Annotated in this window: 5 protein-coding genes; 2 read left to right on the plus strand and 3 right to left on the minus strand. The window is 66.8% G+C overall.

Annotated features, from left to right (window positions below; all coding sequences use genetic code 11):
• Positions 1 to 7: 7 nt before the first annotated feature.
• Positions 8 to 1,192 carry a DNA repair exonuclease gene (locus KF833_14595; protein ID MBX3746534.1) on the minus strand — a complete coding sequence of 395 codons (1,185 nt, stop codon included), beginning with the start codon at positions 1,190 to 1,192 and terminating at the stop codon, positions 8 to 10.
• 1,083 nt (positions 1,193 to 2,275) lie between these two features.
• On the opposite strand from KF833_14595, the gene KF833_14600 reads away from it, so the two are divergent.
• Entirely contained in the window at positions 2,276 to 3,631 is a 1,356-nt protein-coding gene (locus KF833_14600) for a sulfatase (GenBank protein ID MBX3746535.1), read from the plus strand.
• 167 nt (positions 3,632 to 3,798) lie between these two features.
• On the opposite strand, the gene KF833_14605 is transcribed toward KF833_14600, so the two are convergent.
• Both KF833_14605 and KF833_14610 read right to left on the minus strand, forming a co-directional pair.
• Positions 3,799 to 5,838 (minus strand): hypothetical protein, encoded by a 2,040-nt coding sequence (locus KF833_14605; protein ID MBX3746536.1) that lies wholly within the window; start codon positions 5,836 to 5,838, stop codon positions 3,799 to 3,801.
• A 263-nt stretch (positions 5,839 to 6,101) separates the two neighbouring features.
• The gene (locus tag KF833_14610; GenBank protein MBX3746537.1) at positions 6,102 to 8,042 is read right to left on the minus strand and encodes a hypothetical protein; all 1,941 of its coding nucleotides are present in this window, start codon (positions 8,040 to 8,042) and stop codon (positions 6,102 to 6,104) included.
• Between the two features lie 298 nt (positions 8,043 to 8,340).
• On the opposite strand from KF833_14610, the gene KF833_14615 reads away from it, so the two are divergent.
• A partial coding sequence (locus KF833_14615; GenBank protein MBX3746538.1) for a transposase occupies positions 8,341 to 8,562 on the plus strand: 222 nt, incomplete at its 3' end.

An 8,562-nucleotide genomic window follows, 5' to 3' on the forward strand; every position in this document is an offset into this window, starting at 1 on the left:
GCCAGGTTCACCCCGCCGCGCACGCCCGGTGCAGTTCCCGCAACGCCTGCCGCGCCACCGCCGCCGTCTCCTCCGGGCCCCGGGCCAGTTCGGACAGCCGCGCCGCCACCCGGGCGATGACGGGATCCCCCTCCCGCCGGGTCAGCGCCTCCAATTCCTCAGGGCTCGGCGCCAGCACCACCTCGTTCTCGAGGCGCAGCCGGATCAGCCGGGCCCGCCACGACTCCATCAGCGCCTCCAGGGACGTCATCGCCTCGAAGCCGATCGACCCGCGCACCCGCAATCGAAGAACGTCCCGGTTCACCCGTTGTCCCACGCACCGCTCCACCTGCTCCCGAAGACCCGCCACGCCGGCGTCACCCGCGCAATCCCAGTCCAGCTCGTGCCACTCGATCCCGGCCGTCCTCAACACCCGCACCCACGGCGTCCCTCCGCGCCCCGCCTCGACCAGCAGCACATTCCCCGGATCATGGTCGCCCCCCTTCGTGAACCGGTCCGGCTCCGGCGTTCCCGCGTACCACGCCCAGTCCTCCACCCGCTTCGTTCCGTGCCAGTCCCCCAGCGCGACATAATCGAACCGGCCCGCCTCCAACCCCAACCGCCCCAGATCCAGCCGGTTCCGCGACCCGCCGTCCGCCTCCTCATCGTCGTGGAACCCGTCGAAGTCCTGAACGCTCCCGTGCGCCAGCACCACCCGCGGCCGCTGCGGATCCCGTCCGTCCTCCAACCCGGCCTCCCGCAGCCAGCCCGATGGATCCGCCGCCTCATGCCGCTGCAACAACGGACACGGAAACAGCACCGCATCCTCCCGTTCCAGCGCCTGCCGCGACAGCAGCACCGTGAGGTTCGGGGCCAGATCCGCGGCCTGCGCCCGGAAGAACTCCGTTCCCCACAGGCTCCCCTCCCCCCCGTGATCGTGGTTCCCCGGAATCGCGTACACCGGCAGCCCCAGACGCCCGATCGCATCGCACGCCTGCGCGATCACCGGCGGCATCGGCCGGGGCGAATCGAACACATCCCCCGCCACCACGATGAATGCCGCCCCTTCGTCCCGCGCCAGCCGCCCGATCCGTTCCAGCACCGAAAACCGTTCCTGCACCAGCAACGCCCGCTTCTGGGCATCCTCCACGCCGGCAAAGGGCTTCCCCAACTGCCAGTCCGCCGTGTGCAGGAATCGTGTCGTCGCCGCCATGCCGGTTGCCGACCCGACCCTACCCATTTCCCCTCCCCCCGCCCATCCCGATCCTCGCCCCCCTTCCGTGCATCCCGAAGTGGTGGGTAGAGGCGCGAACTTCGCGAAGCAGCGCCTCGGAGGGCCGGGTTCCACGAGGCCGCAACGGTGTGGAGCGTTGGATCGAGGACTCGCGGAGTTCGTCCCTCCGAGGCGCTGCCTCCTCACACACAGCTCCGGGTGCACCGCTCCCCCTTCACCCTCGCACAGGGCGGTAGAAAAAGTCCTGAGGGGTCTGGTCTGAGGTTTTGGACAGATCGCCTCAAGCCTGCCCCGATGGGTTCGATCCTGCTCCGACCACCCGTTCCGCACGGAATCTGCGAACGGCGATCACGAGGCCAAATAGTAGGTCAGGCATGTCATTGTTGACGTCACTCTCCGTATAGTCGGTCAGGCGTTTTATTGTTGACGTCGCCAAATCAATCACGCGACGAATTCCGAACTCTCGAACTCCGCACCGCATGCACGTCCGCCGCTCAGCTCCCGATTCGAAGATCCGAGAAGACCCCCCACCGGCGGAACGGGCAACCGTGGTTGGGTGTCCACGCTTTAGCGTGTCGGGGCCATGGGATTGGCGCCATCGAACGCAGGTCAGGCATACCTTTGTTGACGCTGAAACTGAATGTCGCGACGAATTCCGAACTCTCGAACTCCGCACCGCATGCACGTCCGCCGCTCAGCTCCCGATTCGAAGATCCGAGAAGCCCCCCACCGGCGGAACGGGCAACCGTGGTTGGGTGTCCACGCTTTAGCGTGTCGGGGCCATGGGATTGGCGCCATGGGGTGTGCCGGATCCGCCCTCCCCTTGCTCCTCCGCCCCTCCCTCGCCATCGGCGCGCCTCACTCGCAACCCGGGGCAACGCCCCCTCCCTGAAATGAAATGCCCCCGTTGCTTTTGTTTGGCCCTGCCCAGTGCAGGGCCGCGACGTCCTGCGCAGCGCCCAGTCCAATATAATATAGTAGGTCAGGCATACCATTGTTGACGCCAGCCCGTATCGTCTGTCAGGCATTCTCCCATTCTCCCACGACCAATCCGCCCTCCTCATGACGCCCCGACCCGCGCTCGTCCTTCTGGCCCTCTTCGCCTTGCTCCCCTCCCCGCGATCTGCCACCGCGGCGGAACCGCCTTCGCGGCCCAACATTGTCCTCATCATCTCCGACGATCAGGCCTGGACCGACTACGGCTTCATGGGCCACCCCGTCCTGCGCACCCCCCACCTCGACCGCCTCGCCGCCAGCGGCGCCCTGTTCCGGCGTGCCTACGTCCCCACGGCCCTCTGCAGGCCATCCCTCGCCTCGATCGTCACCGGGCTCTTTCCCCATCAACATGGCATTACCGGCAATGATCCGTCGCCGTCGCTCGCCCCGCCCGGCTCCCCGGAATATGCCGGCCTCCGCGAACGGCTGATCTCGAAGATGGACCGCCACCCCACCCTCCCCGGCCTCCTGGGGGAGGTCGGTTACCTCAGCCATCAGTCCGGCAAGTGGTGGGAAGGATCCTACCGCCGCGGCGGCTTCAGCCACGGCATGACCCGCGGCTTCCCCGAGCCGGGCGGGCGCCACGGCGACGATGGCCTCGCCATCGGCCGCCAGGGACTACAGCCCATTCAGGACTTCATCGACCACGCGACCCGCGAAGGGCGCCCCTTTTTCGTCTGGTACGCGCCGTTCCTGCCGCACACGCCCCACAATCCTCCGGAACGATTCCTCGCCCGTTATCGCTCCGCCGTTCCCTTCCTGCCGATCGCCCGCTACTACGCCATGTGCGAGTGGTTCGATGACACCCTCGGACAGCTCCTCGAACTGCTCGACCGTCGCGGCCTGTCCGACAACACCCTGGTCGCCTACGTCGGCGATAACGGCTGGATCCAGGATCCGCATGGGACCGGGTTCGCCCCGCGCTCGAAACAGTCCGCCCACGAAGGCGGCATCCGGCAACCGATCCTTCTCCGCTGGCCCGCCGCGATCCGCCCCCAGGTGCGGGACGACCTGGTCTCCAGCCTCGACCTCATGCCCACCCTCCTTCGCGCCGCGGGCGCCCGCGTTCCTGAAGCCCTGCCCGGACTCGATCTCCTCCCGGCGTTGCGGGACGACACCCCCCTTCCCCGCGACGCCATCTTCGGCGAGGGCTTCGCCCACGACATTGCGGATCTGGACCGGCCCGAGGTCACCCTTCTCTACCGCTGGATCATCGAGGGCCGCTGGAAACTCCTCCTCACCCACGACGGTCGTCTCGGCCGCTACGCTGCGGTCCATCCCCGCACCGAACGCGGACCCCAGCTCTTCGACCTCCTCACCGATCCCCACGAACACACCAATCTCGCCGAACGGGAACCCGACCGCGTCGCCCGCCTCGCCGAACGTATTGCCCGGTGGTGGCCTGTTTCCCCCACACCCTGACACTTTCCCTCCAACTCCCCCACCGCCACGGCTTCCTCCCGTCACGGAAACCGTGGAGACACAAGTCGGTACCCACGGAGACGCGGCGGGAGGGATGGAGAACGCTCCATCCGCCCCACCGCGTCCCGCCTTGATGCCCGAAGGACGCCCGGCGCGTCCCTCTGGCGCTACTGCGCCGCCGGGGTGGCCAGCCGATAGAACCGGGTGCCGGAAGGCGTCACGATCAGCACCGTCTCGTTACCCTCCACGGTCGGCACCTCCGCCACCGGCGTCCACGGCCCCTCGACGGATTCCGCGGATTCCAGCCCCAGCCCCGTCGCACTCGCCGGCCAGGCGAATCGGACCGCGCCCTGGTCGGTCCGGCCCACTGAAAGCGCCACGGCGTCGGGCGGACGGCAGTCTTCGAGGGCATTCTCGCCGGCATTCGGACCGCACGGGCGGATCACGGCGTACTGCAACCGGCTGATGAACACCTTCCCGCTGGCCACGAAACGCGCGGCCGCCTGCGGACCCTGATTGACGCCCTGGAACTTCATATCCGGGATCTCCCAGTACGCCTGCCGCCAGGTTCCCGTCCCTTCCAGCGTCACCACGATGTTGCCCGGGGTGAAGGCCAGCGTCAGGTTGCCGCCACGCTCGGTCTGATACACCTCGGGACGGAACGTGACCCCGACCAGTTCCGGATCGTCGTAGTACGTCGCGCAGATCACCAGGCGGGCGGGCGGCTGCGAACTCGGCCCGAGCGCCTCCTCCAGAATGGCGAAGTTCAGGTAGTTGTGATTGAACCCCGGGCTGCCGTCTTCGAACGCAGGCCGCACCGCCATGCGCCGGTCCTCTGCCGGCCCCGCCTCGTCCACAATCATGTTCTGGTCGCCCCCACTGCTCCCCACATCCAACCCGTCCCGGATGTCCAGGGCCAGGTCCAGCTCCGCGTAGCTTCCGTAGGCGTCCGTGCAGATCGCCGGGTCGGCATGGCAGTCACTCAGCGGATCCTGACCCGCCAACGGATGCGCACCGGTGCGGAGCACCGCGATCTCGAAGCGGGACACCGCCACCTGCCCGTTCTCGGAGATGAACCGCGGTCCCGCGGTCAGCCCTTCGGCGTTCACCCCGCGCAGGTTCACCGCCGGAACCACCCACGACCGGCGAATCCACTGGCCGGTCCCCTGCATGACGTGCCTCCGCTCCGCGGGGACGAACCCGATGCCGGTTGCGTCATCCGTCGCATAGGCCTCCGGACCAAACTGCACCTCCAACCCCTCGAAGGCCGGGTCGTCGTAGAAATCCACACACACCTTCACCGACCTCGGATCGTTGCAGGGCAGCCCCAGATAGTTCCCGGTGATGCCGAAGTTGAGGAACATCCCTTCCGGCCGAACCGCCCGCCGCTGATCCCCGGCCGGCCCCACATTGTCCTCGTACACCACCGTCTGATCCCCGGAATCGAGCACCTGGATGTTCGAACTGCTGTCCGCGTGGATGTCGATGCCCGCGAGATTCGTCGCCGGCTCCGGCTCGCAACCCTCCGCGGGCGCGAACTGCAGGAAGTCCTCCGGTTCCCCGAAGGCCCCCATCTCCCCGAAGGCCACCACGCGCACAATCAGGTTGGGCACCCCCTCAAAGCGGATCGTTCCGCCATTGACCCCCCCAAATCCAAAGCTGCCCTGGGCCCCATCGGGAATCGACCCGATATACCGTGTCCCATCCGGCCGGAATCCGTTGGGAATCCGAAACAGCACCCAGTTCCATTTCCGATTCCCGGCCTCCACCGGAATCTGCCCCCCCACCGGGAAGGCCAGATTCGGCAGAATGCCGGTGAGAAAATTGAAATTGCGCGGCTCCCCGGCCGCATTGAACAGCGCCCCATCCCCGTACACCTGCACCAGGATGTCGATCGTCTCCTCCTCCGCCCACGTGTCGTAGAGCGGGTCGGCAACGTTCAGAAAATTCCCGTCAACCTTCTTCCCCTGGAATCCCCCGATCGTGATGTCCGACGTCACCTGGTCGCCTCCCGACAGGATCAACAGATCCGGCGACCAGCCGGCCCCGGGGGCGTCCAGCCCCCCGTCCGTCACCACAAAATGAACCGTCCTGTTGGGATCCACCGTGGGTGGCCACGCCTCCGGCGGCGGATACGATTGCGCCTGCATCAGCCAGCTCCCCAACAGCAGGGAACTGAGCCCAAGAGTAAACGTGCGACTGCTCATGACTTCGTCGGTGAGGCGTCCCGTATAACTCCTTGGGCGCTCTGTGGCGACAGGATTCCCACGGAAATCCAATCCCACGGGCGCGTCCCGGAGTGGTGGGTGAGGAGGCAGCACATCGGAGGGACAAGCTCCGCGAATGCTCATTCCAACGCTCCACACCGTTGCGGCCTCGCAGAGCTCGGCCCTCCGATCTCACCTCTCCGCTTCACTGCAGAGGGACAAGCTCCGCGAGTCCTCATTCCAACGCTCCACACCGCTGCGGCCTACTGCGCAGGCGCGTCGGCCCAGTTGAAATAGCCGATGAACATCTCCTCCCAGCTCTGTTCCCCAAACCGGACCGATGCCGTCGGATCCGGGTTGTACGGGTTACGGATCGAGTTGTCCCATCCCCCCGTCACCACGATCCGTGTCCCCGCCGGCAACCGCTTCGGCGTCTCCAACCGGTACAAGGTCTGCCAGTCGAACCGATAGAACGGCACATTCAGCAGCGTCTCCCGCCGCTCGTCCGGATACACCGCCTCGAACCGGAACCAGCGCCCCCGGTAATGCATGTGCGGGCTCATCTCGTACAGCAGACCGTCCCGCGGCATCCGGAACTCCGCCGTCACCGGGTGATCCGCCGCCCCCGGCGGAATGACGAACCGCGTGTCATACGCCGCCGCCGTCAGCAGCTCCCGTTCCGGAGGCTGCCCCGCCAGGTACAATCCCAGCGCCGTGCGATCCGTCTCCGGCTGTCCCGTCGCCGTGTAGTGCAACTGAAACACGAGAAACGCCCCCTGCTTCAGCAGCTTCCCCGTGCCCTCCGGAAACGGCACCTGCTCCATCCCCGGCACGTACGCCGCGAAGTACCCCCCGAGCCCCGCCTGAATCTGGAGAATGTCGTTCAACCCCGAGGCGGTGAAGACCAGCACATGATGGAGCACCCGCGCATTGCCCGGACGCACCAGCGCCGCCCGCAACCACACGTCCGTCGGATACGGGTTCCGGATCAGCACATACCGGTAATCCACCGTCCCGGCCGCCGGAATCGCCTGCTCGTCGATCTCCAGCACCCGGTCCGGCTGGCCCATCGGCCATTCCGGCGGAGGCGGCGGCACGTTCTCCGCCAGCGGATCCGGACCGTCCCCACGCGGCGCACCCCGATCGATCCAGGCCACCAGTCGCGCCACCTCCTCCCCCGACATCATCCCGTCATTCGAATACCGCTGCGCCTGCCGATCCGCATGCCACGGCGGCATCCGCCGGGTCAGGATCTCGTCCTTCATCAGCGGTGCGAAATCCCGCACAACCTCGTGCCCGGTCATCGCCCATGGCGCGATGTTCCCCGGACTGTGACATTCCACGCAGTACCGCCTCAGGAGCGGTGCGATGTCCCGCGCGTAATCGTCCTGTTCGAATCCCGCCGACGGTAACGGTTCTCCCTCCACCCGGCTTTCCCGGACGGTCACCCGCCCGCCCCCGAGATGCTGGTGCAGCGCTTCACCCAACAGGGATGTTCCGCCCGTTCCCACCCCGTCGCCCGGACCTCCCCCAATCCGGCCCTGGTACACCACCGAGTAGGCCGCCGGATCGTACAGGACCGCCTCGGGCACCCGGCCGCGCCCCAACTGCCGAGTCACCACCCCCGCCTCATCCTCGAGAATCGTGAAGTCCAGTCCCAGGCCCCGCGCCTCCTCCTCCCAACGCGCACGGTCCGAGCCCGTCCCCATCGCCACAATCCAGAACCGCGCCCGGGTGCCCCAGTGCTCCGCCAACGCCCGAAGCACCGGCGCATCCCCCTCCAACGAACCGATCCCCGCGCCCGCCAGGAGCAGGACCAGCGCCCGTGTGTCGGTCTGATAGAACAACTCGTGCGCCTGCCCGTCGGTCGATAGCAGGCGAAGATTGGGCACCTCGACCGGGACCGTCCCCGAAAGCAGGCGAAGCCGGTAGAAGTTCTGCGGGCGGGTGCTGCAGATGGGGTCGTACACGAACACCGGGCCCGGCCCCGGCCCCGGCGCCACCGTGGCGACCGGACGCCATTCGCGCCCGTCGTTCAGCAGGGCCTCCAACGCCTCCAGCGAGTATTCCCTTCCATCCTCACCCGCAATCGCGAGGCGCACGCCTGCCGCGTCACGGGCGATGCCCAGCTCATTGGACTGAGCGGTCATCGCCGCCACCATGCCGGCCAGCACCAGTCCGGTTCGCCAGAATGCAGCAGTCACTCGATCAGCCTGAGGCGTCCCACCCACGCGGCGCAATCCCTCAAATGGGTTGCCAATCCCAGCCTGCGTCTCCTCCGCCAGCACAAATCCCCGTTGTCTTTCCCCGCTGTTCCCGGGGACGCCACGCCGTATCCTTGCAGTAAGGAGGAAAGCGATGGCGCCGCAGAGTTTCGGGCAAGGCGAGGTGTGCAAATGAAATGTGTCAGCCTATTTTTAATTTACCGCTTCATTATTTTATTGTGTGTCAGACTATTTCTACTTTACTGCATGGCCATTGCCCTTACGCTCACTGCCCACCATGAGAACACCTCGCATCACGGCCGATCCCTCCCTCCCCGCGACGTACCACTGCATGTCCCGCGTCGCCGGGCGCCTTCCCCTCCTCGACGATTCCGCCAAGCACAAGCTCCTCAACATCCTCCACCACCTCGCCCGCTTCTGCGACATCGACATCATCACCTTCTGCATGATGTCCAACCACTTCCATCTCCTCATCCGCGTCCCGCCCAAACCCCTACCC

The organism is Verrucomicrobiia bacterium, assembly GCA_019634625.1.
GTDB lineage: Bacteria > Verrucomicrobiota > Verrucomicrobiia > Limisphaerales > CAIMTB01 > CAIMTB01.

What these genes read in the sequence shown, in the direction of transcription:
- KF833_14595 (MBX3746534.1), bottom strand. Translation starts at nt 1,192, where the DNA reads ATGGCGGCGACGACACGATTCCTGCACACGGCGGACTGGCAGTTGGGG.
- KF833_14600 (MBX3746535.1), top strand. Translation starts at nt 2,276, where the DNA reads ATGACGCCCCGACCCGCGCTCGTCCTTCTGGCCCTCTTCGCCTTGCTC.
- KF833_14605 (MBX3746536.1), bottom strand. Translation starts at nt 5,838, where the DNA reads ATGAGCAGTCGCACGTTTACTCTTGGGCTCAGTTCCCTGCTGTTGGGG.